The organism is Micromonospora sp. NBRC 110009 (assembly GCF_030518795.1).
In the GTDB taxonomy this organism is placed as follows: domain Bacteria; phylum Actinomycetota; class Actinomycetes; order Mycobacteriales; family Micromonosporaceae; genus Micromonospora.
The window spans coordinates 1,700,046-1,724,284 of the sequence record NZ_CP130427.1 but is presented as its reverse complement, the minus strand read 5'-3'; the positions used below and the strand labels follow the sequence as shown (position 1 = coordinate 1,724,284).

At 72.9% G+C, this 24,239-nt stretch carries 25 protein-coding genes; 15 read left to right on the top strand and 10 right to left on the bottom strand.

The genetic code is table 11. The features are described 5' to 3' along the window. Window positions 1-14 precede the first annotated feature (14 nt). The 10 genes from Q2K19_RS08235 to Q2K19_RS08190 are packed head-to-tail and all read left to right on the top strand — an operon-like array spanning window position 15 to window position 7,856. Window positions 15-278: an acyl carrier protein gene (locus tag Q2K19_RS08235; RefSeq protein ID WP_302769104.1), complete on the top strand. Its 264-nt coding sequence runs from the start codon at window positions 15-17 to the stop codon at window positions 276-278. After that, window positions 275-757: an SRPBCC family protein gene (locus tag Q2K19_RS08230; protein WP_302769102.1), complete on the top strand. Its 483-nt coding sequence runs from the start codon at window positions 275-277 to the stop codon at window positions 755-757. Before Q2K19_RS08235 ends, Q2K19_RS08230 begins: the two co-directional genes overlap by 4 nt. After that, window positions 754-1,542, top strand: a complete 789-nt coding sequence (locus Q2K19_RS08225; RefSeq protein WP_302769099.1) for an SDR family NAD(P)-dependent oxidoreductase — start codon at window positions 754-756, stop codon at window positions 1,540-1,542. Before Q2K19_RS08230 ends, Q2K19_RS08225 begins: the two co-directional genes overlap by 4 nt. A gap of 26 nt (window positions 1,543-1,568) precedes the next feature. Next, a complete protein-coding gene (locus Q2K19_RS08220) occupies window positions 1,569-2,318 on the top strand; it encodes an SDR family NAD(P)-dependent oxidoreductase (protein ID WP_302769097.1) in 750 nt (249 codons plus the stop codon). 1 nt (window position 2,319) lies between these two features. After that, a complete protein-coding gene (locus Q2K19_RS08215; protein ID WP_302769094.1) occupies window positions 2,320-2,655 on the top strand; it encodes an antibiotic biosynthesis monooxygenase family protein in 336 nt (111 codons plus the stop codon). Next, window positions 2,652-2,981, top strand: a complete 330-nt coding sequence (locus tag Q2K19_RS08210) for an antibiotic biosynthesis monooxygenase family protein (protein ID WP_302769091.1) — start codon at window positions 2,652-2,654, stop codon at window positions 2,979-2,981. Before Q2K19_RS08215 ends, Q2K19_RS08210 begins: the two co-directional genes overlap by 4 nt. Window positions 2,982-2,985: 4 nt before the next feature. Beyond that, complete coding sequence (gene accD, locus Q2K19_RS08205) at window positions 2,986-4,671, top strand: acetyl-CoA carboxylase, carboxyltransferase subunit beta (RefSeq protein WP_302769089.1); 1,686 nt, start codon at window positions 2,986-2,988, stop codon at window positions 4,669-4,671. Continuing rightward, window positions 4,668-5,222, top strand: a complete 555-nt coding sequence (gene accB / locus Q2K19_RS08200; RefSeq protein WP_302769087.1) for an acetyl-CoA carboxylase biotin carboxyl carrier protein — start codon at window positions 4,668-4,670, stop codon at window positions 5,220-5,222. Before accD ends, accB begins: the two co-directional genes overlap by 4 nt. A 4-nt stretch (window positions 5,223-5,226) precedes the next feature. After that, window positions 5,227-6,615 (top strand): acetyl-CoA carboxylase biotin carboxylase subunit, encoded by a 1,389-nt coding sequence (locus Q2K19_RS08195; RefSeq protein ID WP_302769084.1) that lies wholly within the window; start codon window positions 5,227-5,229, stop codon window positions 6,613-6,615. Further along, window positions 6,612-7,856 (top strand): cytochrome P450 family protein, encoded by a 1,245-nt coding sequence (locus Q2K19_RS08190; protein ID WP_302769081.1) that lies wholly within the window; start codon window positions 6,612-6,614, stop codon window positions 7,854-7,856. Before Q2K19_RS08195 ends, Q2K19_RS08190 begins: the two co-directional genes overlap by 4 nt. A gap of 70 nt (window positions 7,857-7,926) precedes the next feature. Here Q2K19_RS08190 and Q2K19_RS08185 read toward each other — a convergent pair whose 3' ends face one another. The 6 genes from Q2K19_RS08185 to Q2K19_RS08160 are packed head-to-tail and all read right to left on the bottom strand — an operon-like array spanning window position 7,927 to window position 14,303. Beyond that, complete coding sequence (locus tag Q2K19_RS08185; protein WP_302769079.1) at window positions 7,927-8,559, bottom strand: SDR family oxidoreductase; 633 nt, start codon at window positions 8,557-8,559, stop codon at window positions 7,927-7,929. A 20-nt stretch (window positions 8,560-8,579) separates the two neighbouring features. Beyond that, window positions 8,580-9,338 carry a 3-oxoacyl-ACP reductase FabG gene (gene fabG / locus Q2K19_RS08180; protein WP_302769077.1) on the bottom strand — a complete coding sequence of 253 codons (759 nt, stop codon included), beginning with the start codon at window positions 9,336-9,338 and terminating at the stop codon, window positions 8,580-8,582. Further along, window positions 9,339-9,548 (bottom strand): MbtH family protein, encoded by a 210-nt coding sequence (locus Q2K19_RS08175; RefSeq protein WP_302769074.1) that lies wholly within the window; start codon window positions 9,546-9,548, stop codon window positions 9,339-9,341. Window positions 9,549-9,577: 29 nt separating this feature from the next. Then, a complete protein-coding gene (locus Q2K19_RS08170; protein WP_302769071.1) occupies window positions 9,578-10,858 on the bottom strand; it encodes a cytochrome P450 in 1,281 nt (426 codons plus the stop codon). Window positions 10,859-10,869: 11 nt separating this feature from the next. Then, window positions 10,870-12,723, bottom strand: coding sequence for an amino acid adenylation domain-containing protein (locus Q2K19_RS08165; protein ID WP_302769068.1), 1,854 nt, complete (start codon window positions 12,721-12,723; stop codon window positions 10,870-10,872). Further along, window positions 12,720-14,303 carry a class I adenylate-forming enzyme family protein gene (locus Q2K19_RS08160; protein ID WP_302769065.1) on the bottom strand — a complete coding sequence of 528 codons (1,584 nt, stop codon included), beginning with the start codon at window positions 14,301-14,303 and terminating at the stop codon, window positions 12,720-12,722. Before Q2K19_RS08160 ends, Q2K19_RS08165 begins: the two co-directional genes overlap by 4 nt. Before the next feature lie 228 nt (window positions 14,304-14,531). On the opposite strand from Q2K19_RS08160, the gene Q2K19_RS08155 reads away from it, so the two are divergent. Continuing rightward, window positions 14,532-15,125, top strand: coding sequence for a hypothetical protein (locus Q2K19_RS08155; RefSeq protein ID WP_302769062.1), 594 nt, complete (start codon window positions 14,532-14,534; stop codon window positions 15,123-15,125). A gap of 90 nt (window positions 15,126-15,215) precedes the next feature. Further along, window positions 15,216-16,139 carry an ester cyclase family protein gene (locus Q2K19_RS08150; protein ID WP_302769059.1) on the top strand — a complete coding sequence of 308 codons (924 nt, stop codon included), beginning with the start codon at window positions 15,216-15,218 and terminating at the stop codon, window positions 16,137-16,139. 65 nt (window positions 16,140-16,204) lie between these two features. Here the strand turns inward: Q2K19_RS08150 and Q2K19_RS08145 are convergent, their stop codons facing one another. The 4 genes from Q2K19_RS08145 to Q2K19_RS08130 all read right to left on the bottom strand — a co-directional run bounded on the left by Q2K19_RS08145 (window position 16,205) and on the right by Q2K19_RS08130 (window position 21,005). Further along, entirely contained in the window at window positions 16,205-18,196 is a 1,992-nt protein-coding gene (locus Q2K19_RS08145; RefSeq protein WP_302769056.1) for an ABC transporter ATP-binding protein, read from the bottom strand. Next, window positions 18,196-19,929 (bottom strand): ABC transporter ATP-binding protein, encoded by a 1,734-nt coding sequence (locus Q2K19_RS08140; RefSeq protein ID WP_302769054.1) that lies wholly within the window; start codon window positions 19,927-19,929, stop codon window positions 18,196-18,198. Before Q2K19_RS08140 ends, Q2K19_RS08145 begins: the two co-directional genes overlap by 1 nt. A gap of 20 nt (window positions 19,930-19,949) precedes the next feature. Continuing rightward, the gene (locus Q2K19_RS08135; protein WP_302769051.1) at window positions 19,950-20,450 is read right to left on the bottom strand and encodes a MarR family winged helix-turn-helix transcriptional regulator; all 501 of its coding nucleotides are present in this window, start codon (window positions 20,448-20,450) and stop codon (window positions 19,950-19,952) included. A 66-nt stretch (window positions 20,451-20,516) separates the two neighbouring features. After that, window positions 20,517-21,005, bottom strand: a complete 489-nt coding sequence (locus tag Q2K19_RS08130) for a MarR family winged helix-turn-helix transcriptional regulator (RefSeq protein WP_302769049.1) — start codon at window positions 21,003-21,005, stop codon at window positions 20,517-20,519. A gap of 173 nt (window positions 21,006-21,178) precedes the next feature. Here Q2K19_RS08130 and Q2K19_RS08125 point away from each other — a divergent pair, with 173 nt between their 5' ends. From Q2K19_RS08125 to Q2K19_RS08115, 3 genes are all read left to right on the top strand, one after another. Continuing rightward, the gene (locus Q2K19_RS08125; RefSeq protein ID WP_302769045.1) at window positions 21,179-22,156 is read left to right on the top strand and encodes a quinone oxidoreductase family protein; all 978 of its coding nucleotides are present in this window, start codon (window positions 21,179-21,181) and stop codon (window positions 22,154-22,156) included. A 166-nt stretch (window positions 22,157-22,322) separates the two neighbouring features. Next, entirely contained in the window at window positions 22,323-22,739 is a 417-nt protein-coding gene (locus tag Q2K19_RS08120; protein WP_302769042.1) for a hypothetical protein, read from the top strand. 37 nt (window positions 22,740-22,776) lie between these two features. Then, entirely contained in the window at window positions 22,777-24,237 is a 1,461-nt protein-coding gene (locus tag Q2K19_RS08115; RefSeq protein ID WP_302769039.1) for an FAD-binding oxidoreductase, read from the top strand. The last annotated feature ends 2 nt before the right edge of the window (window positions 24,238-24,239 follow it).

Below are 24,239 nucleotides of genomic sequence, written 5' to 3'. Positions count from 1 at the left end.
CGGAAGGGACCTCCGTGAACCAGTTCACCGTGCACGACCTCACCCGCATCCTGCGCTCCTGCGGCGACAGCGGAGCCGTCGACGCTCTCGGGGAGGCGGATCTCGACACCCCGGTCGCGGAACTCGGCCTCGACTCCCTGGCGATGCTCGAGGTGGCCGGCGTCGTGCAGCGCGAGTACGGCGTGCCGATGCCGGACGAGGCGCTCGAGCACATGACCACCGCCCGGTCCACCGTCGCCTACGTCAACGCCCGGCTGACCGAGGCGGGTGTGGCATGACGGCGCGCACCGACAACTCCGTCGTCATCGACGCACCGCTGGACCTGGTGTGGTCGGTGACCAACGACGTCGCGTCCTGGCCTCGCCTGTTCAGCGAGTACGCCTCCGCGGAGATCCTCGAGGAGCGCGGCGACACCGTCCGGTTCCGCCTCACCCTGCACCCCGACGAGCAGGGCCGGGTGTGGAGCTGGGTGTCCGAACGCACCACCGACCGCGACAACCTGTCCGTCTCGGCGCACCGGGTGGAGACCGGTGTCTTCGAGTTCATGAACATCCGCTGGACCTACGAGCCGGTCGAGGGCGGCGTCCGGATGCGCTGGCAGCAGGAGTTCCGGATGCGGCCGGACGCCCCGCTGGACGACGCGGCGATGACCGCGCGGCTCAACCGCAACACCGCCGAGCAGCAGCGGCTCATCAAGGAGAGGGTCGAGGCGGCCGCCCGCGTGGCCACCGACGCGCGAGACGTGCCGGTCCGATGACCGGGGCCACACACGACACCGTGGACGCGCGGACCACCCGGCCGGTGCTCGACGGCCGGCGGGTCCTGGTCACCGGTGGCACCCGGGGTGTGGGCCGGGCGGTCGTGCTGACGATGGCGCGGGCCGGCGCGAGCGTCGTCAGCTGTTACCGGCAGCCGGGCGCCGCCGTCGACAGCCTGCGCGCGGAGCTGGGCGCCACGTCCGGTGACCACGGGGTCGTCCGGGCCGACGTGCGGCACGACGAGGACGTGCGGGACCTGATCGACGAGTGCCGTGCCCGGCTCGGCGGCCTCGACGTCGTGGTGAACAACGTGGGCGCGTTCGCCCCGAAGCCGTACGCGGAGCTGAGCCGCGCGGAGTGGAACGCCACCGTCGACGGCAACCTGACGTCGGCCCACCTGGTCACGCAGGCGGCGCTGCCGCTGCTGTCCGCCGGCTCGTCGGTGATCAATGTGGGGTCGACGGTGACGTCGATCGGCATGAGCGGAGGCGCCCACTACACGGCGGCCAAGGCGGCGCTGGTCGGGTTCACCCGTTCGCTGGCCCGTGAACTGGGGCCGGCCGGGATCCGGGTCAACGTGATCTCCCCGGGCCGGATCGACACCGAGGCGATGGACGAGCTGCCGCCGGAGCTCGCGGCGCGCCAGCGCGCCCTGTTCGCGTCGTTCAACGCGCTCGGCCGGCTGGGCGGCACCGCGGAGGTCGCCAGCGTGGCGCTGTTCCTCGCGAGCCCGGCCGCCGGCTACGTCACCGGTCAGAACATCCACGTCGATGGCTGCGTGTGACCGGACACAACAAGGAGGAGGAACTCGTGGAGTTCGGGTTGCAAGGCAAAAAGATCCTGGTCACGGGGGGATCCCGGGGCATCGGCCGGGGTATCGTCCTGGCCGCCGCCCGGGCCGGCGCCGACGTCGTCACCTGCTACCGGCAGGAGGGGGCGGCGGTCGACAGCCTCGCCCTGGCGCTCAAGGAGACCGGCGGTGACCACCACGTCGTCCGCGCCGACCTCGGCGTCACGGCGGAGGTGGACCGGCTCGCCGACGAGTGCGCGCAGCGGTTCGGCCACCTCGACGGCGTGATCAACAGCGCCGGCGTGATCAGCCACATCCCCTTCGAGCGGCTCGCCGTCGACGAGTGGCACCGGGTGCTCGACACCAACCTCACGGCGGTCTACCGGCTCGTGCAGCGCACCCTGCCGCTGCTCGGCGAAGGATCGTCGGTCGTCAACGTCGGGTCGCGGGGGGCGGCCGCGGGCATCCCGCTGCGCGCGCACTACACGGCGACGAAGGCGGCGCTCATCGGCCTGACCCGGTCACTGGCCAAGGAACTGGGCGGCCGCGGGATCCGCGTGAACGTCCTGGCGCCGGGCGTCATCGAGACCGAGGCGATGGACGCGATGCCGCCGGAGCGGGCGCAGGGACTGCGGGACATGTACGCCGGCAAGACCGCGCTGGGCCGCCTCGGCACCGTCGAGGAGGTCGCCGCCGTGGCGCTCTTCCTCGTCAGCGACCTGAGCAGCTACGTCACCGGCGAGACGATCAACGTGGACGGGGGGATCTGAGATGGCGGGCTCCACGCCGGGGCACACGTTCCGGGTCATGCTGCGCATGGAGATCAGGCCGGGGATGGCCGGTGACTTCGAACGGGTGTGGCGTGAGGTCGGCGACTCGGTGACCAGCCACCCCGCCAACCTCGGGCAGTGGCTGTCGCGCGGCGCCGAGGAGGAGGACATCTACTACATCGTCAGCGACTGGGTGGACGAGCGGCAGTTCCGCGAGTTCGAGACGAGCGACCGGCACCTGCGGCACCGGGAGAAGCTGCACCCCTACCGCAGCGGCGGGTCGATGACGACGATGCACGTGGTCGCGCACCTCGACGGTGCCGGGGCGTCCCGGTGATCGGCCAGGTCCAGGTCGTCGTCCACCACCTGACCGACGACCCGGCGGCCGTGCGGGCGGCGTACGAGGAGTCGAGCGCCCGCATGGCGGGCACCCCCGGGTTGCTCGGCAACGAGCTGCACCAGGGAATCACGGACCCGCGCAGCTTCGCCGTCGTGAGCCGCTGGGCCGGGTGGCCGGACTTCGCCGCGTGGGAGTCCAGCGCCGGGCACCGGGACCAGACCGCGCCGCTGCGGCCGTTCCGCGACCACACCCGGCAGCGCCCGTTCGAGGTCTTCCGGGTGACCGCGAGGCACGCGGCGCCCGCGCGGCCCGAGGCCGGGTGAGGACATGACGACGACACTGCTGCGGTCCCCGGTGGGGACCGCCCCGTGGGTGCGGTGCGAGCAGTGCCGCGCCCTGACCTACGGCAAACGGTTCACCCGGGAGCTGGGCGTGTGCCCCGAGTGCGGCCGGCACAGCCGGCTCACCGCCGCCGAGCGGATCGCCCAACTGCTCGACGAGGACAGCGTGCGGCCGGTGCCGGTGCCGCGGGTGGTGGAGGACCCGCTGCACTTCTCCGACGACCGGCCCTACCGGGAGCGGCACGCGGAGGCGGTCGCGCGTACCGGGATGGCGTGCGGGGTCGCCGTGGTGCGCGGCCGGATCGAGGGCCACCCGGTCGTGCTGGCGGTGATGGACTTCCGGTTCATGGGCGGCAGTCTCGGCGCCGCCGAGGGGGAGGCCGTGACCACGGCCGCCGAGACGGCGCTCGCCGACCGGGTGCCGCTGGTGGTCGTGACCGCCTCCGGCGGGGCCCGGATGCAGGAGGGCACGCTGTCGCTGATGCAGATGGCGAAGACCAGCAACGCGTACGCGCAGCTGGACCGGGCCGGCCTGCTGACCGTCACAGTGATCACCGATCCGACGTACGGGGGAGTGGCGGCCTCGTTCGCCACGCTCGGCGACGTGGTGCTGGCCGAGCGCGGGGCACGGATGGGGTTCGCCGGCCGGCGGGTCATCGAGCAGACCATCCGGGAGGAGCTGCCGGAGGGCTTCCAGACGGCCGAGCACCTGCTGGCCCGTGGCCTGGTCGACGACGTACGGCCGCGGGTCGAGCTGCGGCCGGCGCTGCGGCGGCTGCTCGCCGCGGCGGGTGGCGTGCCGGCCGGGTGGGGCGACGACCGGCCCGACCCGGTGGAACGGGACGTGACACGGCTGGCGGAGCGGGCCGCGTGGGACGTCGTCCAGCTGGCGCGCGACATCGGTCGGCCCACCAGCGCCGACCACCTGGGACACCTGCTGGACGACTTCTGCGAGCTGCGCGGCGACCGCAGCGGCGCAGACTGCCGGGCGGTCGTGGCGGGGATCGGGCTGCTGGACGGGCTTCCGGTGATGGGGATCGGGCACCAGAAGGGGCACACGACCCGGGAGCTCGTCGCGCATCAGTTCGGCATGCCCTCGCCGGCCGGGTTCCGCAAGGCCGCCCGGGCGATGCGACTCGCCGAGAAGCTCGGCATCCCCGTGGTGACGCTGGTGGACACGCCCGGCGCGTACCCCGGCGTCGAGGCCGAGGAGAACGGTCAGGCGGTCGCCATCGCCGAGAACCTCCGGCTCATGGGGGGCCTGCGTACGCCGGTCGTGGCGGTGGTCACCGGCGAGGGAGGCAGCGGGGGAGCGCTCGCGCTGGCGGTGGCCGACGTCGTGCTGATGTCCGCGAACGCGGTGTACTCGGTGATCAGCCCGGAGGGGTGCGCGTCCATCCTGTGGCGGGACGCGGCAGCGGCACCGCGTGCGGCCGAGTCTCTCGGCGTCGACGCCCGGTCGCTGCTCGCCCACGGTGTGATCGACGGCGTGGTGCCGGAACCACCGGGCGGCAGCCAGCAGGATCCCGTCGCTGCCTCGGAGTTGCTGCACGACGCCGTCACCGCGGCCCTCGCCGGCCTGCTGGGCCGGGACACCGACGAGCTGGTGCGCCGCCGGGTGCGCCGGTTCCGCGGGTTCGGCAGCGCCGACCGGGAAGGGGTGGCGGCATGACCACCGACCACTCGCCCGGATCGGTCGCCGCGGTCCCCGGCGACCGTACGGCGGACGACCTCGAGATGCTCCAGGAGGTCAGCCGGACCGTCGCCGGGCTGCTGCGGCAGGCGCACCAGCCGCCGCGGCGGGTGGCCGCGACCGTCGGCACGATCAGCATCGAGATGGAGTGGCCGGCCGTCGCGGCCGGGGCGCTGCCCGCCAACGGGGCGGCACCGCCGGCGCCCGTCGTCAACGGTGTGGCCGCTCCCGCCACGACCCTCAACGGCACCGTGGCCGAGCCACCACCGGTGCACCTCGACGGGGCGGTGCGCTCCCCGCTGGTCGGCACCTTCTACCGGGCGCCGGAGGTGGGCGCCGCGCCGTTCGTCTCGGTCGGTGACGTCGTCGAGCCGGGCCAGCAGGTGGGCATCGTGGAGGCGATGAAGCTGATGAACCCGGTCGAGGTGGACCGCCGCGGCCGGGTGGTGGAGATCCTGGTCGCCGACGCCGAGCCCGTCGAGTACGACCAGCCGCTCATCGTGCTGGGCCCAGTCGACGGGGAGAGGTGACGGAGTGTTCGACACCGTTCTGGTCGCCAACCGCGGCGAGATCGCGCTCCGTGTCGTCCGTACCTGCCGGGAGATGGGCATCCGCACCGTGGTGGTGCACTCGACGGCCGACCGGGACTCCGCCGCCGTCCGGGCCGCCGACGACGCGGTCCAGATCGGGCCGCCGGCGCCGCGGCGCAGCTACCTCTCGGTGCCGGCGGTCGTGGAGGCCGCCCTGGCGAAGGGCGCCGACGCCGTACACCCCGGCTACGGGTTCCTCTCCGAGGACCCGGACTTCGCGGAGGTGTGTGCCGAGAACGGCCTGGTCTTCATCGGGCCTCCGGCGGAGGTGATGGCGCGGGTCGGCGACAAGGCCGCCGCCCGCGCCGAGATGGCCGCCTGTGGACTGCCGATGCTGCCGGGCAGCGCCGGCACGGTCGATTCGATCGCGGACGCCGCCGACCTGGCGGACCGGATCGGCTACCCGTTGATCATCAAGGCCGTCGCCGGGGGCGGCGGTCGCGGCATGACGGTGGTCCGTCAACGCCGGGACCTCATCGGAGCGTACCGCGCCACCCGGTCCACCGCGCAGGCCGTCTTCGGCGACGGGCGGGTCTACCTGGAGCGGTACTGCGACCGGGCCCGGCACGTCGAGGTGCAGATCGTCGCCGATCGCTTCGGCAACGTCCAGCACCTCGGTGAACGGGACTGCTCGGTGCAGCGCCGGCACCAGAAGCTGGTCGAGGAGGCCCCGGCGCCGAACCTCTCCGAGTCGCTGCGCGCCGAGATGGCGGCGGCGGCGGTCGCCGGGGCCCGCGGCGTCGGGTACGTCGGTGCCGGCACGTTCGAGTTCGTGGTCTCCGACGACCGGTTCTACTTCATGGAGATCAACTGCCGGATCCAGGTGGAGCATCCCGTCACCGAGATGGTGACCGGGGTGGACCTCGTCCGGGAACAGATCCGGGTCGCCGCCGGTCTCCCGCTGTCCCAGCGACAGACCGACCTGGCGACCCGCGGCGTCTCCCTCGAGTGCCGGGTCAACGCGGAAGACCCGGAACGTGGGTTCGTGCCGACGGCGGGGCTGCTCGACGAGTTCCTGCCGCCGGCGGGCCCGTTCACCCGGGTCGACACACACGCCTTCCCAGGCTGGCGGGTGACCTCGGACTACGACAGCCTGCTGGCGAAGGTCGTCGTCTGGGCGCCGGACCGCGAACAGGCGATCGCCCGCATGGACCGGGCGCTGGCCGAGTTCCGGGTCGGCGGTCGCGGCATCCGCACCACCGTGCCGGTCCTGCGCCAGGTGCTCGCCGAACCGCGGTTCGCCGCCGGCGAGCACGACACCGCCCTGATCGCCCACCTCCGCCGACCGTCCGCGGCCGTCAGCGCCGCCCCTCCCGACGAGGAGACGACATGACCGTCCCCACGGCAACCCGGCCGCTGTTCGACCCGGCCTTCCTCCGCGACCCCTACCCGATCCTGGCCGCGCTGCGACGCGACGCCGCCGCCCACCCGGTGGAGACGCCGAACGGACTGCGCACCTGGCTCGTGGTGCGCTACGACGACGCGCGGACGCTGCTCAACGACCCCCGGCTGAGCAAGGACATGAGCGTCGGCCACGGGCTCATCCCCGGCAACTTCGTCGACGAGGCCAAGCGGGCGGAGTTCCTCCGGGAGTCCGGCACCCGGCGGCAGTTCCCCGTCGAGCTGAGCCGGCACATGCTGGACAGCGACCCGCCGGATCACACGCGGCTGCGCGGGCTCGTGGGCCGGGCGTTCACGGCCCGGCGCGTGGCGGCGCTGCGCCCCCGCGTGGCGGAACTGGTCGACCAGCTGCTCGACGTCGCCGAGCCCGGCCCGGAGGTGGAACTCATGGCGGCGCTCGCGTTCCCGGTGCCGTTCACGGTCATCTGCTGGCTGCTCGGCGTGCCGCCGGCCGACCGGCAGAACTTCCGCACCTGGTCCAACCTGCTGGTGTCCGGGACCGGCGGGGACGACGTCCTCGACGCCAGCCAGGCCATGGTGGACTACCTGCGCCACCTGATCGCCGCGAAGCGCCGCGACCGCGCCGACGACCTGCTGGGCGCGCTGGTCGAGGCCAGTGACGGCGGGGACCGGCTCAGCGAGGACGAGCTGATGGCGATGGCGTTCCTGTTGCTGGTCGCCGGCCACGAGACCACCGTCAACCTGATCGGCAACGGCACCCTCGCCCTGCTGACCCACCCGGAGGAGCGCGCCCGCGTCGTCGCGGACCCGTCGCTGTGGCCGGCCGCGATCGAGGAGTTTCTCCGCTTCGACGGCCCGGTCACCAACGCCACCTGGCGCTTCACCACCACCGAGGTGCGGGTCGGGGACGTCACCATCCCGGAGGGCGAGTTCGTCACCATCTGTCTCGGCGCGGCCGGGCGCGATCCGGACCGGTACGACGCGCCCGACGTACTCGACGTCACCCGGCCCCAGTCGGCGAACCTGGCCTTCGGTCACGGCATCCATCACTGTCTGGGCGCGCCGCTCGCCCGGATGGAGGCGGAGATCGTGCTGAGCCGGCTCTTCAGCCGCTACCCGGATCTCCGGCTGGCCGTACCCACGGAGGACCTGCGGTGGCGGTTCAGCCTGATGCTGCGGGGCCTGGAGCAGCTTCCCGTGCTGGTGCGCTGAGGCGGACGCGAGGGGAGGGGCCACCTCCGGGTGGCCCCTCCCCTCGCGTCCGGCGCCGCCGGCGGGCGGGTCACGATGCCGGGCCGCCCCCCACGTCGATCATCTGACCCGACACGGCGGCGGCCGCCGGGCCGACGAGGAGCGGTATCAGCGCCGCCACCTGCTCCGGGTCGCCCGAGCCGCCGAGCGTCGACGTGACGAGGTTCGCGGTGACGCCGAACGGCGCCAGTTCCAGCGCGGTCGTGCGGGTGAAGCCGACCAGCCCGGCGCGGACGGCGCCGTCCGCGCCGGTGACGGTGACGACCCGGCCCGACCCGATGCGGGTCATCGGGTCCAGCACCGCTCTGGTCATCAGGAACAGGCCCCGCAACTGCAGCTCGACCGACACGTCCCACGCCGCGTCGGACAGCTCGCGCAGCGGCCCCGGCGCGGCCGGCCCGACGACGGTGACGAGCACGCCGGGGTCACCCAGCGACGAAGACACCCGCTGGAGTGCCGCGGCCACCGCGTCCGCGTCGGTGACGTCCGCGCCGATCGCCAGCGACCGCACCGGCAGGGCGGTGAGTCGGCGCATCGTGTCCGCGCGGGTGGCCGAGTCGGGAAAGATCAGCGCGACGTCCGAGCCGGTCTCCGCCAGCCGGACGGCGGCGGCGGCGCCGAGGCCGTCGAGGTGGGCGCCCGTCACGATCGTCGTACCTGGCACGGCCGGTCCCTTCACCGCGGTCACGGATGACCGCCGTCGACGTGGATGGTCTGGCCGGTGATGTACGCCGCGTCGGGGCCGGCCAGGAAGGCGACGACGCCCGCGATGTCGTCCGGGGAGCCGACCCGCCGTAGCGGCACCCGTGCCGCCGTGTCGTGGCGGAACTCGTCGGGGTCGCGGCCCATCCGCCGGGCGGTCTCGTCGGTCATGGGGGTGGCGATGAAACCCGGCGCGATGGCGTTGACGGTGATGCCGTGCGGCCCGAGTTCGGCGGCGAAGGTGCGGGTCAGGCCCTGTACCGCGGCCTTGGCCGTCGAGTAGTTGGCCTGGCCACGGTTGCCCCGCGCCGCGATGGAGCTCAGGTTGACGATCCGGCCGCCGCCGCGCCGCGCCATGTGCCGCTGCGCCGCGCGAACGCACAGGAACGTACCGCGCAGGTGCACGCGCAGGACCGTGTCCCAGTCCTGCTCGCTCATCATGAAGAGCAGGTTGTCCCGGATGACCCCGGCGTTGTTCACCAGCACGTCGACCCGGCCGAACGCGTCCACCACACGGTCGAACGCCGCCTCCACCTGGTCGGCGGCGGCGACGTCACAGGCGACACCGATCGCCCGGCCACCCGCCGCCTCGATCTCGCCGACCGTGTCGTGGGTCCCCGGCACGCTGCGGTCGACGACCGCCACCGCGGCGCCGTCTGCTGACAGACGGCGCGCGGTGGCGGCGCCGATGCCTCGTCCCGCGCCGGTGACGACGGCGACGAGGCGTTGCTCCCGATCCATCTAGCCGGCCGCCGTGTCGGCCAGGCTCTTCGGACGCATGTCGATCCAGTGCCGCTCGATGTGGGCGAGGCAGGCGGCCCGGCTCGCCGGGCCTTCCACGATCCGCCAGCCGCCGGGGACCGGGGCGGACCCGGGCCAGAGCGAGTACTGGTGCTCGTCGTTGAGCAGCACCAGGTAGGTGCCGTCCTCGTTCTCGAAGGGGTGGGGCACAGCGATCCTTCCTTGCCGCAGCGGATGCGTCACCCCGGGTGCCGGGTGCCGGCCGAGCCGGCGCCAGCCGTGGCCACGTCCGCGCGGTCAGGTTGCAGGGACACCGGCAGCGAGTGCATGCCGTGCAGGATGGTGGAGTAGATCCACTGCTCGGGGCCGGTCTGCGTCATGCCGCCGACCATCCGGCGCAGACCGTCCAGGACCGCCTCGACCTCGATCTTCGCGAGGTGGGCGCCGAGGCAGTAGTGCGAGCCGAAGGCGAAGGTGAGGTGCTTGTTCGGCCTGCGGGACAGGTCGAAGCGGTCCGGGTCGTCGAACACCCGCTCGTCCCGGTTCGCCGAGTAGATCCAGACGCTGACCGGCTCACCGGTCCGGATCAGCTGGCCGTTCACCACGACGTCGCCGGTCGTCATGCGGCCGCCGTGCAGCGACGGCACCGTCCAGCGCAGAACCTCGTCGGCGGCGGTGCCGAGGTCGACCTCGCCGCGTTTGAGGGCCTGCCACTGGTCGGGGTGCCGCATGAGGGCCAGCACGCTGCCGGTGATCGCGTGCCGTCCGGTCTCGTCACCGCCGATCATGAGGCCGTAGCAGTTGGCCATCAGCTCGGCGTCGTCGAGCCGCTCGCCGTCGACCTGGCTGTTGGCCAGCAGGCTGACCACGTCGTTGTGGGCGCTGTCGTGGCGGCTGCGGGCGAGGTCCGAGAAGTACAGCAGGATCTCGTTCTTCGCCGCCCAGCTGTCCGCCGGCGGTGCGTCGGCGTAGTCCGAGCTCCAGGCGTGTGCCGTCAGGCCGAGCAGGTACCTGCGGTCCGAGTGGGGGACCGCGAGCAGGTCGCAGATGGCGCCGAGCGGGATGCTGCCGGCTACGTCGTGGGCGAAGTCGCACTCGTCGCGGCTGAGGGCCTCGGTGAGGAGCTTGTCCACCGTCTGCCGCACGGACGCGCCGATGTCACGCAGCATGCGCGGCGAGAAGGCCCTCATGAGGATGTTCCGGATCTGCGCGTGCCGGACGCCGTCGGTCACCGCGAGCATCGTCCCGGCGGCCGAGTCGCCGTTGGTCAGGAGGCTGCTCAGCGCGTTGCCGTCCTCGGTGGTGAAGTGCTCCTTGTCCTTGTAGACCGCCATCGCGTCCTCGTGGCGGGTGATCACCCAGAAGCCCGGCTGGCTGCCGCGCTCCGACTGCCAGTAGAACGGCCGTTCGGCGCGCAGGTAGCGCCAGACCTCGTCGAGCTCGTACTCGGCGTGCAGCCGTGGGTCGGCGAGGTCGATCTCCTCGAGCTCGTCGGGGGAGATCATGCGTCGTGTGGTCACGTCGTGTCCTCCTACTGGCCGACGGGGCGGGCGACCGCCGCCAGCTTCTCGATGGTCGGGTTCTCGATGAGTTGCCTCGGCGTGATCGCCAGGCCGAACTCGCGAGCCTTCTGGATGACCGGAATGGCGAGCAGGCTGTTGCCGCCCAGCTCGAAGAAGTTGCCCTCGACGGGCACCTGCGGGACCTGCAGGATCTCGGCGAATATCGTGCGGAACGCCTCCTCGGCCGGCGTGCTGGGCTCGCGTCCCGTCGCCGGGCTCCGATCCGGTGCGGGCAGCGCCCCGCGGTCGAGCTTGCCGCTCGGCGTCACGGGGAACGAGTCGACCACGACGTAGGCGGTGGGGACCATGTGCTCGGGGAGGAAGCGGCTCGCGAACTCCCGGAGTTCGGCCGCGGGCGGGGCGGTGCGGTCCACCGTGATCAGGTACGCGACGATCTGCTGGGTTCCCGGCTGGTCCTCGCGTACCACGGCGACGGCGCGGTCCACCGCGGGATGCCCGGTCAGGACGGCTTCGATCTCACCGAGTTCGATCCGGAAGCCGCGCACCTTGACCTGGTCGTCGACGCGCCCGTGGAACACGAGGTCGCCGTCCGGTGTCCGGGACACCAGGTCGCCGGTCCGGTACATGCGCGATCCGTCGCCCGCGAACGGGTCCGCCACGAACCGCTCGGCGGTCAGCGCGGGCCGCCGCAGGTACCCGCGGGCCAGCAGGTCACCGCTGACGTACAGCTCACCCGGCGTTCCCGGGGCGACCGGACGGAGCCCGTCGTCCAGCACGTGCACGGCGGCGCCGGGGATGGGACGGCCGATCGACGGGGCCGTCGAGCCGGACAGGGGGCCGGTCATGGTGGCGCAGACGGTCGTCTCGGTCGGCCCGTACGCGTTGATCATGCGGCGGCCGGGAGACCACCGGGCCACGAGGTCGCCTGAGCAGGCCTCGCCGGCGACCAGCAGGCTGCGCAGGCCGGGCAGCCCGGCGGCGGACACACTGCCCGCGGCCACCGGCGGGAGGACGGCGTGGGTGACCTGGTGTTCGGTGACGACCGCGGCCAGCGCCTCGCCGGCCAGCGTGCGCGGCGGCGGGATCACCAGTGCGGCCCCGGCCGCGAAGGTGGCGAGCAGTTCGAAGACGATCGCGTCGAAGCTGGGTGACGAGAACTGCAGGACGCGGCTCTCCTCACCGACCGCCATCCGTTCGCTGTTCGCGGCCGCGAGGGCGCCCACCCCGCCGTGGGTGACCGCCACACCCTTCGGCGTGCCCGTCGAGCCCGAGGTGTAGATGACGTACGCCAGGCCGGCGGGGGACGGCGGCGGGACGGCGCCGGCGAGACCGGCGTCGGGCAGGCCGCTCAGCGCGGCCGTGGTGTCGGGACCGTCCAGCAGGACGAGCGGAGGCCCCGCGGGCAGCCGGGTCGCCGCCGCCGAGGTGCTGCAGACCAGGGCGGGAGCGGCGTCCCGGATCATGAAGGCGATGCGGTCGGCCGGGTAGTCCGGGTCGACCGGGAGGAACGCGGCACCGGCCTTGGTGACCGCCAGCATCGCGATGATCATGTCGGCGGAGCGGGGCAGGGCGAGCGCGACCACCCGCTCGGGGCCGGCGCCCCGGCCGGCCAGCAACCGGGCGAGCCGGTTGGCCCGGCGGTCGACCTCGTCGTACGTGAGGATCGCGTCCTGGAGGACGAGCGCGGTGCCGCCGGGCCGCCGGCGCGCCTGCCGTTCGAAGAGGGTCGCCAGGGTCTCCGTCGGTGGCGGCGTACCGTCGTCCCGCCCGGCATGTTCCGGCTCGTCCGGGTGCAGGGCGAGGCGGGACAGGGCGGGCAGGTCGTCCGCGAGACGGCGGCGGGTTCCGGTGTCCGAGGTCATGACGGGTGCTCACTTCCTGATCGGGGGTGACGGAGGCCGAGCCGCCGCACCTGCCGGCGGTCGACCTTGCCTGAAGGGGTGACGGGCAGCCGGTCGCAGCGCACGAACACCGTCGGCGCGTGCTTCGCCGTCATCGTCGCCGCCACGTGCCGGCGGAGCGCGTCGGCGTCGTAGGTGCCGCCGGGGCGCGGCACGACGGCGGCGTGGACCTGCTCGAGACCGTTGTCGTCCCGGTACGCGTAGACGCAGGCGTCCACGACGTCCGGATGGCCGGCGAGGACGTGCTCCACCTCGGCCGGGTAGACCTTGACGTCCCCGGCCTTGATCACGTCGCCGATCCGGCCGGACAGCCGCAGGTAGCCCTCGGCGTCCAGCCGTCCCAGGTCGCCGGTGCGCAGCCAGCCGTCCCGCAGGACGTGCGCGGTGAGGTCCGGATCGTCCAGGTAGCCGGTCATCATGTTGGTCGAGCGCACGCAGACCTCGCCGAGCTCTCCCGGCCCGAGGACCCGGCCGGAGTCCGGGTCGCAGATCCGGATCGCCACGTCGGGGCTCGGCCGCCCGACCGTGCCGAGAAGGTCCGGGCGGTGGTGGTCCGCCGGGCTCAGGACGGTGATCCGGCCGGCCTCCGTGGTGCCGTAGTTCTGGGTGAGCGCGTGGCCGAGGAACGGCAGCGCCTGCGCGAGCCGGGCCGGCGACGCGGGACAGCCCACGTACAGCAGCTGCCGCAGTGACGTCAGGTCGGTGTGGGGCAGGTCCGGGTGGTCGAGCAGGGCGTAGAGATTCGGTACGCCGATCATGGTGCCGGTCACCCGGTGCCGTGCGATGTCCCGCAGGACGGTGCCGGCGTCGAAGCCCTCGTGGAGCAGCACCGTCCCACCCGCAGCGATCATGATGTCGACGACCAGGCCGACCGAGTGGCTGAGCGGGCTCACGGCGAGGAACGTGATCGCGGCGCCGGACGGGACCGCGGAGGCGGCCCACAGCACGGTGGCGTTCCACCCCTCGAACGGCATGCAGACGCCCTTCGGCCGGCCGGTGCTGCCGCTGGTGTAGGTCACGTTGGCCGTTCGAGGCCGTCGCGGGGTGAGGGCGGCCGCCAGGGTGCCGCCGGCCGGGTCCGGGCCGCCGGGTGCGGTCAGGAGGCGCAGACCGGGCAGTACGTCCCGGAGCCGGGCCGAGCGTTCGGCGTGCTCCTCATCCGTCACGAGCACGGACGCGTTCGCCTCGCGCAGCATCCGGGCCTGCGCCTCCAGGGGCAGCCCGGGTCCGCTGGTGCCCGGGGTGACCCCGCTGACGTGGACCACCGAGGTGCCCAGGAGGTGGGCCGCATAGCGGGTGGTCAACGTCGCCGGCCGGTTGCCGCCGATCAGGATCCCGACCGTGTCGTCGGGCCGGAGCCCGAGATCGCGCAGGGCCGCCGCGGTCGCCTGGACGGTCGCCGCGAGCGACGTACCGGAGACGTCCTGGTCCCGCCACCGCAGGACGGGCGCGTCGGCGCGCCCGCGGGCGACGTCGAGTATCCGGGGGACGTAATGCTCCGGCGAGGGGGGCAGGTCGAGGTCCGCGTCGGGTTCGGGCACTGTCGCGGGCTCCAATCGGGCTGGTGGCTTCCTGCGGTGCCGCGCCTCGGCGGCTCGCAGCGAGCATGCGGATCGGGCCTCGACATTCGCTCGATTACCGCTGGCCTCCGCCGTGGGGACGGTTTCGAGCAGGGCTCCAGCGGCATGCGCCACCGTGGAGCGCCACGCGGCGGAGCCGCGCGGCCGCCGGCGGACGCCGGCGCCACCATGCCTGGAGGGGAATTCGACGTGCATCGTTTCCGTAGGGCCCTCGTCGCCGCCGCCGTCATCGACCTGGCTCTCGCCGGTGCGGTGCCCGCGCACGCCGCGGGCCGGGCCACCGACACACCCACCGTCACCCCGGTCACGCTCGACGCTGCGCAGATCGACCTGCAAGCCAGCCGGACGGCGGCGCCCACGGCCACCCGGTGCGCCGACTCGCCCGGCATCATCCAGATCAAGGTCGACCTGGCCGGTCAGGCGGTCAGCGCGGACCCGCGGCTGACCGGCACGCTCACGATGCGCACGTCGGTGCTGTTCTCGGTGCGCAAGGGCATCGGCCGTTCGACGGGTGACGTGGTGATCACGGACCCGGCGTCCGGGCGGGTCAAGGTGCGGGCCACGCTCCTCCAGCTCGAGACGGAGGGCGCCGCGAAGTTCGACGGCGTGCTGGTGGGTGTGGTGATCGACCAGGACGACAGGACCTCGCAGCTGACCGCGCTCTACGCCGGCCGGGTGGACGTCGACCCCGGCGCGCTGGTCGGCAACGTCGGCGCGGACACGCCGGTCGCACCGCACGACTCCGGCGTCCTCGTCACCGGCACCTGCCGACCGGTGAGCTGAGCGGCACACGCCCGCCCACCGGTGCCCACCAGCCCGACGGCAGGTGGGCACCGCTGCCCTTCCGCCCCTCGTCAGGAGGTACGAGGCACCATGACACCGCAGCCCCACATCGAGCCGGCCCGCCGCGACCCGGCGCCGGTCTTGTCGGAGCGGACGCTCCGCAGGCTCGTCGCGGAGATCCACAACGGCCACCGGTTCGACCGGCTCGACGCCTACTACGACCCGGCCGGCCGGGACCACGATCCGCGGGTGGTGCCGGGGCGCGACGGCCGCCGGACGTTCTGGCGCGAGCTGGTCACCGGCTTCCCCGACCTCAGCGTGACGATCGAGACGGCGGTCGCGGACAACGACCGGGTGATGGCCTTCCTGACCTGGCGTGGCCGGCAGCGTGGCGAGTTCGCCGGGCGTCCGGCCGACCGGCGTGCGCTGGAGCTGCACACCAGCGAGCTGTTCCGCCTGGGTGCCGACGGCCGCGTCGTGGAGCACGCGGCCGTGGTCGACTACTCGATCCTGCGGACTTTCGGCCTGCAACCGTTGCAGGAGCCGGGGCCGGCGCGACCGGAGCTGTCCGGGCCGCACACCCCCGTGGAGCGCGCCAACGCCACGCGCGTCCTCGCGGCGTACCGGGAGGTGCTCAGCGAGCACCGGCTGGACCGCGCGGACGACTACTACGAGCACGACTACCTGCACCACAATGCGCAGGTGCCGGCGGTGCCGAACGGCGTCGAGGCGTTCCGGCTCTACTTCGCCGGCAACTTCGCCGCGTTCCCGGACCTGACCGCGACGGTCGACCACATCCTGGCCTCGGGTGACCGCGTGATGGTGTTCGCGACCTGGCGCGGCCACTTCACCGGCCTGTCCCGGGGCCGCCGGCCGACCGGCAAGCGGCTGCTGATGTACACCTCGGACGTGTTCCGGATGGTGTCGGGCCGGGTCGCCGAGCACTGGGAGGTCGTCGACTACTCCGGGCTGGAGAACGTCGGCATGACCGTACGGCCGCCCGCCGGCGGCTGACCACCCCGCCACCCGGGCCCGGGCGCCCCGCGGAGGGGCGCCCGGGCCCGGGTGGCGGCGCCGGGTCAGTCGACCGGGGCCGGCGTCTCCGCGAACTGGGCGGCGTACAGGCGGGAGTACGTCCCGCCCGCGTCGATCAGCTCGTCGTGCGTGCCGCGCTCGACGATGCGGCCGCCGTCCAACACGAGGATGGTGTCGGCGTCGCGGATCGTCGACAGGCGGTGGGCGATGACGAAACTGGTGCGTCCCTGCCGCAACGAGTGCATCGCCTCCTGGATCAGCACCTCGGTGCGGGTGTCCACCGAGCTGGTCGCCTCGTCGAGGACGAGGATGGCACGGTCGGCGAGGAACGCCCGGGCGATGGTGATGAGCTGCCGCTCGCCGGCACTGACCGTGGCGTTCTCCTCGTCGAGCACGGTGTCGTACCCCTGCGGCAGCGTCCGGACGAACCGGTCGACGTGGGTCGCCCGAGCCGCCTGGACGATCTGCTCCCGGGACGCCCCCGGAGCGCCGTAGGCGATGTTCTGCGCGATCGTGCCGCCGAACAGCATGGAGTCCTGCAGCACCATGCCGATGTGGGACCGTAGTTCATCGCGCCGCATCCGGGCGATGTCCACGCCGTCGAGCAGGATCCGGCCCTGGTCCACCTCGTAGAACCGCATCAACAGGTTGACCAGTGTGGTCTTGCCGGCGCCCGTCGGACCGACGACGGCGATGGACTGCCCGGGCTCGACCGACAGGTTGAGCCGCTCGATCAGCGGGGTGCCGGGCGTGTAGCTGAACGACACGTCCTCGAACTCGACCCGGCCGCGGACGCGGTCGGGGCGCGCCGGCGGGGTCACGTCGGGCGACTGCTCCGGCTCGTCGAGGAGGGCGAAGACGCGTTCGGCGGAGGCGACCCCCGACTGGATGACGTTCGCCATGCTCGACATCTGCCCGAGCGGCGCGCTGAACTGGCGCGAGTACTGCATGAACGCCTGGACGTCGCCGATGGAGAGCGCCCCGGCGGAGACCCGCAGCGCGCCGACGACCGCGACCAGGACGTAGTTGAGGTTGCCGACGAACAGCATCACGGGCTGGATCGCCCCGGACACGAACTGCGCCCGGAAGCTGGAGGTGGTGAGGGCCTCGTTGTGCTCCCGGAACGTCGCCGCCGCCTCCCGCTGCCGGCCGAACACGGTGACCAGGGCGTGGCCGGTGTACATGTCCTCGATGTGGCCGTTGAGCCGGCCGGTGACCGCCCACTGGCTCCGGAAGTGCGCCTGGGCGCGCCTGCCGACGGCGGCGGCCAGGTAGATCGAGGCCGGCAGGGAGACCAGGGCGATCACGGCGAGCAGCGGCGAGATGACGCACATGACGACGAGGACGGCGATCACCGTGATCACGGAGTTGACGATCTGACTGAGCGTCTGCTGGAGGCTCTGGTTGACGTTGTCGATGTCGTTGGTCACCCTGCTGAGGACCTCGCCGTGCGGGTGCCGGTCGAAGTAGGCGAGCGGCAACCGGGCGAGCTTCGCCTCGGCCCGGTCGCGCAGCCGGTAACCGGCCCGTTGCACCACGACGGCGGTCAACCGGCCCTGCACGAGGATGAGCAGAGCCGCCACCAGGTAGACGGCGGCCGCCAGGATGAGCACGTTCCGGATGCGGGTGAACTCGACACCCTGGCCCGGCACGGCGTGTGCGGCGGTCATCGCGTCGGCCTGGGCCCGGTGGCCGCGGGCACGCAGCAGCTCCGCCGCCTCCGCCGTGGTCTGGCCGGCCGGCAGCCGGCCGGCGACGAAGTCGGCGAAGATCAGGTCGGTGGCGCGGCCGAGCACCTTCGGTCCGAGGACCGACAGGGTGACGCTGGCCGCGCAGACGAGCAGCGAACCGGCCATCAGCCATCGTTCGGGCGCCAGCATGCTGAGCAGCCGGCGGGTGGTGCCGGAGAAGTCGCCCGCGGTGGCTCTGCCGCCGCGCTGCCCGCCCCCGCCGGACGGAGAGCCCCCGGGGGGACGGCCCGGCGGGCGTTGGCCCCGGGGCACCGGGTGCGCGGGTCTGGTGTCCGTGCCGGCCATCAGGCGGCCTCCATCTCGGTCTGCTGGGAGAGGACGATCTCCCGGTACGTGGAGCAGGTCCGCATCAGCTCCCGGTGGCTCCCGGCGCCGACGACGCGGCCGTCGTCGAGCACCACGATCCGGTCGGCGTCGCGGATCGTGCTGATGCGTTGAGCGACGATGACGACCGTCGCGTCGGCGGTCACCTCGGACAGCGCGGCCCGCAACGCCTTGTCGGTGGCGTAGTCGAGAGCGGAGAACGAGTCGTCGAAGAGGTAGATCCGGGGCCGCTGCACCAGGGTGCGGGCGATGGCGAGGCGCTGCCGCTGGCCACCCGAGACGTTGGTGCCGCCCTGGGCGATCTCGGCGTCGAGACCACCGGGCATCCGGGCCACGAAGTCGCGGGCCTGGGCGAGGTCGAGGGCACGCCACAGGTCGTCGTCGGTCGCGTCCGGCCTGCCGTAGCGCAGGTTGGAGGCGACCGTGCCGGAGAAGAGGTACAGTCGCTGCGGCACCAGACCCACCATTGTGGACAGTGCCGCCCGGTCGAGGGAACGGACGTCGTGCCCGCCGATCCGGACGCTGCCCGCGGTGGCGTCGACCAGGCGCGGGACGAGGTTCAGCAGGGTCGTCTTGCCGCTGCCGGTGCTGCCCACGATGGCCGTGGTCCGGCCGGGCCGGGCCTGGAGGTCCACCTCGCTGAGCACCGGCTGCTCGGCGCCGGGGTACCGGAACTCGACCTTCCGCACCTCGAGGTCGGCGTGGATCGGGGGCGTCGTGACCGGCTCGGCCGGCGGCTCCACGTGGGAGCGGGTGTCGAGCACCTCGAGGATGCGCTCGGCGCACACCTCGGCCCGGGGCACCATCATCAGCATGAACGTCGCGGACATGACGGCCATGAGGATCTGCACGAGGTAGGTGAGGAACGCCGTCAGGGAGCCGACTCCGAGGCTGCCGTCGGCGACCCGGCCGGCGCCCAGCCACAGCACCGCCACGGCCGAGCCGTTCATCACCAGCAGCACGGTCGGGTACATCAGGGCCATCAGCCGGCCGACGCGCAGGGAGACGGTGGAGATGTCGCTGTTGACGGCGGTGTACCGGTCCTGTTCGGCGTCGTCGCGCACGAACGCCCGGACCACCCGGACGCCGTTGATCTGCTCACGCAGGACCGTCGTGATCCGGTCGGTCAGCTGCTGCAGGAGCCGGAACTGCGGGTTCAGCCGGCTGAGGATCGCCGCGACGGCGGCACCGAGCGTGGGCACGGCGACGAGCAGGATGACCGAGCTGGGCACGTCCTGTCGTGCGGCGAGGACGATGCCGCCGAGGCAGGTGATGGGCGCGACGACGATCAGCGTGAGGGCCATCAGCACGAGCATCTGGACCTGCTGGACGTCGTTCGTGCTGCGGGTGATCAGTGACGGGGCGCCGAACGTGCCCATCTCGCGGGCGGAGAAGGTGAGGACCCGGTCGAAGACGCTCGCCCGGACGTCCCGGCCGACGCGTACGGCGACCCGGGCGCCGAGGTTGACGGCGATGAGCGAACCCACGATCTGCAGGGCCGACACGCCGAGCATGACGCCGCCGGTCCGCATGATGACGCCGGTGTCGCCGGGGACGACTCCCCGGTTGATGATGTCGGCATAGAGCGTGGGCAGGTAGAGGGTCGCGGCGGTCTGCGCCAGTTGGAGCAGCAGCACGAGCGCGATGGGTGTGCGGTACGCGGGCAGGTGGATGCGAAGCAGCCGCATCAGCATGGTGACTCCAGTCGGAGTGGCTAGTGCACGTCGAGCTGGGTGCCCGGCAGGCCGAGCTCCGCCGAGAAGCGGTCGACGGCGCCCAGCAGGAAGCGACGGATGGCCGCCTCGTCCGCGGGCTCGACGTGGTCGAAGAGTTGGTCGAACTCGGCGGAGAGCTTGGTCGCCGAGAGGGAGAGGCGTTGCCGGCCCGCCTCGGTGAGGTGCAGACGGATGACCCTGCGGTCCGTGTCGGAGCGGCGGCGCTCGATCAGGCCGTCGCGCTCCAGGGTGTCCACCACGCCGGTCAGGGTGGACGGCGTCACCATCGACGCGTGTGCGATCTCCTTGGCCGTCTGGCCGTCGGCGGCCCCCAGCTGGAGGAGCACGTTGAACGCCGTCCAGCCGATGCCGAGGCGTTCGTTGAGCAGCCGCACCCACATGCTGCCCGACAGCCTCGCGGCGGTGGCGAACAACTGGCCGACCGACTGCTCGTGCAACGGCACGTGGCGGCCGGGCACGGGCAGATCGCGGTTGTTCATAGGCTGATTGTTGGGCCTCGAACTAATTCCGTCAAGTACGTCGCGTGGTGAACCCGCTGCGGCGTGTCAGTTCCCGTCGGTGCGCGCCTGCAGGCGGGCGAGGCTGTCCACGTACTTGATGAGCAGCCGGGCGAACTCGAGGCGGTCGTGGTCGGACCAGTCCCGGGTGATGTGCTCGTAGGCCGATCGCTGGTGGCGCCGGAAGCTGGTGAGCATCTCGCGGCCGGCGGGAGTGAGCTGGAGGATGGTGCGCCGCCCGTCGACCTGGGAGGCCGTCCGGAGCAGGTAGCCCTCGCTGATGCAGTCCGAGACCAGTCGGCTGGCCGCGGACGGGTCGATGCCCAGGCGCTCGGCGATCGTGCCGACCGTGGTCTCGTCGCCCTCCCGTGCCGAGACCTCCTCGGTGACACCCAGCACGAGGCTGCGACTGAGGTCCTTGCGGGCGATCGGCTTCTCGGCGTTGAGCGCGGCTCCCCGGCGGAGACGGGAGAAGGCCGGCCCCACCTCGTCGAGCAGGCCGGATGCCCGCGTCTCGTCCTGCGGGCCAGTTGTCATGGGCGAATCCTCGGTGAGCAGCGGAGGAACGGATCGGACATGACCGTACCGCACCGACCGGAGACGTGTGTAAGCTGTCCACCGAATGCATGACATCATGCATATGTTGGATCTCGGTCCGGGGCTGGCGACACCGCCCGGGCACGCCTGTCGCCTCCAGTAGGGGAGAAATCATGCGCATCGTCCGCCATCACGAACACGGGGCGCCCTCGGTGCTCCGGATCGAAGAGACGGAGAAGCCCCAGCCCGGTCCCGGCGAGGTGCTGATCCGGGCCGAGGCCATCGGCGTCACGTTCGCGGAGGTCCAGCGCCGGCAGGGCATCCGCATCGGCGGTCACGCCGACCTTCCCGGCAGCCCGGGCGGTGACGTCGCCGGCACCGTCGAGGCGCTCGGCGAGGGGGTCACCGGCGTCGCGGTCGGCGACCGGGTCGTGGTCGACGTCCACCAGGGGGCGTACGCGGACCACGTCGTCGCGCCCGCGTCCTGGCTGATCAGGATCCCGGCGGACCTGGACGCCGCCGAGGCGACCCTGCTGCCCAGTCCGGCGCAGACCGCGTACCACGCGATCAAGGAGTCCGGGCAGCTCAAGCCCGGCGAGACGATCCTTGTCGACGCGGCGTCCGGCGGCGTCGGCCACCTCGCCGTGCAGATCGCCAAGGCCATGGACGCCGGCAAGGTCATCGCCACCGCCAGCACCCAGGCGAAGCTCGACTTCGTCCGCGGCCTGGGCGCCGACGTCACCATCAACTACACCGACGACGACTGGGACCAGCAGGTCCTCGCGGCCACCGACGGCCGGGGCGCGGACGTCGTCCTGGAGACGGTGGGCGGTGACATCCTGACCAAGAGCGTCCAGCTCACCGCCCAGTTCGGCCGGCTGGTCTTCTACGGTTCGGCGAGCGGCAACGTCCCGCCGATCCACCCGCTGGCGCTGAGCCGGATGAAGACGGTCGCCGGGTTCGCGCTGTACGCGATGATCTACAACCGCCCCGAGGCGATCGCCGCGGGCCAGCGGGACCTGCTCGACATGATCACCTCCGGCAGGGTCCGTCCGATCGTGCACTCGCGGCTCCCCCTCGACGAGGTCGTCAAGGCGCACGAACTGATGGAGGCCCGTACGCAGCTCGGCAAGGTCGTGCTCATCCCGTGACCGCCCGGCCGTCACCGGCCGACGGCGCCGGTCGCCGCCCCCCCCGCGGGGGGCGCGACCGGCGCTTCGCGTTGTCCCGGGACAAAGAGGTCTCCAGGCGGCCTCGAGCCGGTCTTGAGGGTGCACGGCGAGGGTGACGGGAAGGCTTTCCACCGAGGGGACGACCATGACCGAGAACGCGCAGCAGACCCTGATCGAGCCGACCGCCGCACGTGGTGTCGCCGACCGGCTGGTGGGGACGTGGACCACGGAACTCGACAACGACGGCACCCCGGTCGTCGGCCTGTCCTCCTTCTCCGCCGACGGCGGGGTCATCCTCACGCAGCTCAACGCGAAGAACATCGGGCTCGGCAACTGGGTCGCCACCGGCCCCGACACCTTCACCTACAACGCGCACATCCTCGCCGCGGACGAGCACGGCGGGTTCAAGGGCACCGCACACATCCGGGTCTCGGGCACGTTCGACTCCGACACGCACTGGACGGGCTCCGGCGGGGCCACGTTCCACGACCCGCAGGGCCGGCCCCTGCGCAGCCACGACGGATCCCGGGTCACGGCCGTCAAGTTCGGTGTCGAGAACTGACCTGCGGGACGCCCCGACCGACCCGTCAGGAGTGGAGATGCCAGAACGAGCACGCGGCGCCGATGTCCTGCCCGCCGTACGGCCGGCCCGGTGGCACCGGCTCGGCGGTCGCCTCGCCGGCGACCTGGTGCTGCCCGCGGATCCGGCGTACGACGCCGCGCGGCGGTTGCAGCAGATGGAGTTCGACCGGATCGCGCCCCTGGCGGTCGCGTACTGCGCCTCCACCGAGGACGTGCGCACCTGCGTCGGCTTCGCCCGGGAGCACGGGATCCCGCTGCGGATCCGCAGCGGCGGGCACAGCCACAACGGCTGGTCGACCGGGGAGGCGCTGGTCGTCGACCTCTCCCGGATGAACGCCGTGTCCGTCGGCCGGGACACCGTGGCCCTCGGCCCGGGTACGCAGTCCGTCGACGCGCTCGCCGCGCTGCGGGCGTACGGGCGGCAGATCATCACCGGGACGTTCCCCACCGTGGCGGCCGGCGGCTTCCTCACCGGAGGCGGGCTGGGCTGGCAGACCCGGCGCTTCGGGGTCGGCAGCGACCGCGTGGCCGCGGCCCGGGTGGTGCTCGCCGACGGGCGGGTGGTGCGCTGTTCCGCCGACGAGGAACCCGACCTGTACTGGGCGCTGCGTGGCGGCGGTGGCGGCACCTTCGGGATCGTGGTGGGCTTCGAAGTCCGCCCCGTGGACGCTCCGGTGCTCGTCCGCTACGACACGGTCTGGGACCTGGACCGCGGCGCCGAACTTATCGCCGCGTGGCAGCAGTGGTGCGTGGAGGGCCCGGACGAGCTGGGATCCTCGCTCGTGGTGCTGCCGTCGTTCCGGCCCGGCGACACGCCGACCATCCGGATCTGGGGAGTCCACCTCGGATCCCGGGGCGACGTGGAGCGCGGGCTCGCGAGCCTGGCCCACCGGGCGGGCACCCGGCCCCGCACGAGCACCGTCGGGGATCCGGAGCCGTACTCCGACGCGATGCACCGCAGCCTGTGCGGGGACGCGACGGTGGCGGAGTGCCACCGGACGGGCACCGGTCCGGAGGCCAAGGGTCACCGCCACCCGATGACCCTGCGGACCTACCGGCTCACCGACCGGGCCATGACCGGTGACGAGGCGGCGGCGGCGGTCGCCGCCTGGGACCCCGGGCTGGACCAGGAGCGGTACCTGTTGTTCATCGCCCTGGGCGGGCAGGCCAACCGGGTGCCCCGGACCGAGACGGCCTACGTGCACCGGAACGCCCGGTTCCTCGCCGGCTACCAGTACGCGATCCGCGCGCCGCAACCCGGGCCCGACCGGATCGCGGAGGCGCGGGCCTGGAACGACCGGGCCGCGGCCGCACTCGCCCCGACGGCCTGCGGCTCGTACGTCAACTTCCCCAGCACCCGGCCGGAGCCGCACTGGCGGACGGCGTTCTTCGGGGAGAACCATCCCCGGCTGCTGGACGTGAAGCGTCGCTACGACCCGGAGAACGTCTTCCGGCACCCACAGAGTGTGGGGGCCTGAGC

Excerpts from the sequence above, each read along its gene's own strand:
- accD (WP_302769089.1), top strand. The coding sequence starts at position 2,986 with ATGACGACGACACTGCTGCGGTCCCCGGTGGGGACCGCCCCGTGGGTG.
- Q2K19_RS08225 (WP_302769099.1), top strand. The coding sequence starts at position 754 with ATGACCGGGGCCACACACGACACCGTGGACGCGCGGACCACCCGGCCG.
- Q2K19_RS08215 (WP_302769094.1), top strand. The coding sequence starts at position 2,320 with ATGGCGGGCTCCACGCCGGGGCACACGTTCCGGGTCATGCTGCGCATG.
- fabG (WP_302769077.1), bottom strand. The coding sequence starts at position 9,338 with ATGGATCGGGAGCAACGCCTCGTCGCCGTCGTCACCGGCGCGGGACGA.
- accB (WP_302769087.1), top strand. The coding sequence starts at position 4,668 with ATGACCACCGACCACTCGCCCGGATCGGTCGCCGCGGTCCCCGGCGAC.
- Q2K19_RS08190 (WP_302769081.1), top strand. The coding sequence starts at position 6,612 with ATGACCGTCCCCACGGCAACCCGGCCGCTGTTCGACCCGGCCTTCCTC.
- Q2K19_RS08130 (WP_302769049.1), bottom strand. The coding sequence starts at position 21,005 with ATGACAACTGGCCCGCAGGACGAGACGCGGGCATCCGGCCTGCTCGAC.
- Q2K19_RS08135 (WP_302769051.1), bottom strand. The coding sequence starts at position 20,450 with ATGAACAACCGCGATCTGCCCGTGCCCGGCCGCCACGTGCCGTTGCAC.
- Q2K19_RS08145 (WP_302769056.1), bottom strand. The coding sequence starts at position 18,196 with ATGGCCGGCACGGACACCAGACCCGCGCACCCGGTGCCCCGGGGCCAA.
- Q2K19_RS08230 (WP_302769102.1), top strand. The coding sequence starts at position 275 with ATGACGGCGCGCACCGACAACTCCGTCGTCATCGACGCACCGCTGGAC.
- Q2K19_RS08150 (WP_302769059.1), top strand. The coding sequence starts at position 15,216 with ATGACACCGCAGCCCCACATCGAGCCGGCCCGCCGCGACCCGGCGCCG.
- Q2K19_RS08125 (WP_302769045.1), top strand. The coding sequence starts at position 21,179 with ATGCGCATCGTCCGCCATCACGAACACGGGGCGCCCTCGGTGCTCCGG.
- Q2K19_RS08115 (WP_302769039.1), top strand. The coding sequence starts at position 22,777 with ATGCCAGAACGAGCACGCGGCGCCGATGTCCTGCCCGCCGTACGGCCG.
- Q2K19_RS08120 (WP_302769042.1), top strand. The coding sequence starts at position 22,323 with ATGACCGAGAACGCGCAGCAGACCCTGATCGAGCCGACCGCCGCACGT.
- Q2K19_RS08140 (WP_302769054.1), bottom strand. The coding sequence starts at position 19,929 with ATGCTGATGCGGCTGCTTCGCATCCACCTGCCCGCGTACCGCACACCC.
- Q2K19_RS08165 (WP_302769068.1), bottom strand. The coding sequence starts at position 12,723 with ATGACCTCGGACACCGGAACCCGCCGCCGTCTCGCGGACGACCTGCCC.